Origin of the sequence: Streptomyces sp. PH10-H1, assembly GCF_030063355.1 — a bacterium.
Classification (GTDB): Bacteria; Actinomycetota; Actinomycetes; order Streptomycetales; family Streptomycetaceae; genus Actinacidiphila.
In genome coordinates this window covers 1-1,171 of sequence record NZ_JASISZ010000215.1, presented here as the reverse complement: position 1 = coordinate 1,171, position 1,171 = coordinate 1, and the positions used below count along the sequence as shown (strand labels likewise).

The window sequence follows — 1,171 nt, the reverse complement described above, 5'->3', positions numbered from 1 at the left end:
CTAGTGTCCCGAGTCTCGGTTTCGCTGCATATCTAGTCGTTGGGGTTCGGGAGGCGGTTCAGGTAGCCGGCGAGGCGTTCGAAGATCTGGTCGGCGGTTTTGGTCCACTCGAATGGCCTGGGGTTCTCGTTCCAGGTGGCGATCCAGGTGCGGATGTCCTTCTCCAGGGTCTGGATGTTCTTGTGGACGCCGCGGCGTATCTGTTTGTCCGTCAGAAGTCCGAACCAGCGTTCTACTTGATTGAGCCAGGACGAGCTGGTGGGGGTGAAGTGCAAGTGGAACCGGGGGTGGGCCAGCAGCCACTTCTGGATCGCGGGGGTCTTGTGGGTGGCGTAGTTGTCGCAGACCAGATGTACCTCCAGGTCGGCGGGTACCTCCTTGTCGAGCTTGACCAGGAACTTCTTGAACTCCACTGCCCGGTGTCGGCGGTGGATTGAGCCGATGACCTCGCCGGTGGCGATGTTGAGTGCCGCGAACAGCGTGGTGACGCCGCCGCGCACGTAGTCGTGGGTGCGGCGCTCGGGCATGCCGGGCATCATCGGCAGCACCGGCGCGGAGCGGTCCAGAGCCTGAATTTGGCTCTTTTCATCGACGCAGAGCACGATGGCCCGCTCGGGCGGGTCCAGGTACAGGCCGACCACGTCGCGAACCTTGTCGATGAACTGCGGATCCTTGGACAGCTTGAAGGTGTCCACCAGGTGCGGCTTGAGGCCGAAAGTCCGCCAGATCCGCGAGACCGTGGACTGGCTCAGCCCGCTGGTCTTGGCCATCTCCCGAGTGGACCAGTGCGTGGCGCCCTTCGGCGTCGATTCCAAGGTCCGCACGACGACCTCCTCGACCTGCGCGTCGGTCACGGTACGCGCCGGCCCCGGCCGCTTCTCGTCGGCCAAGCCCTCCAACCGGTCAACCGCGAACCGCCTGCGCCACGTGGCCACCGTCGTCGGGTGCACCCTGAGATCGGCCCCCACCTGCACGTTTGACAGTCCGTCGGCACACGCGAGGACGATGCGACAACGCAGAGCCAGCGCCTGCGCGGACGTCGCCCGCCGCGACCAACGCGCCAGCGTCTCGCGCTCCTCGTCCGTCAGAACCACTTCGACCGTCGGTCGTCCCATGCGTGCCATGACCTCAGCATACTTCTATTGCTTTTCTGAGACTCGGGACACTAGAA

General features: G+C 64.5%; 1 protein-coding gene. It reads right to left on the bottom strand.

Annotated features, from left to right (window positions below; genetic code table 11):
• Window positions 1-32: 32 nt before the first annotated feature.
• Window positions 33-1,124: an IS630 family transposase gene (locus QMK24_RS41265; protein WP_283472054.1), complete on the bottom strand. Its 1,092-nt coding sequence runs from the start codon at window positions 1,122-1,124 to the stop codon at window positions 33-35.
• Window positions 1,125-1,171: the final 47 nt, after the last annotated feature.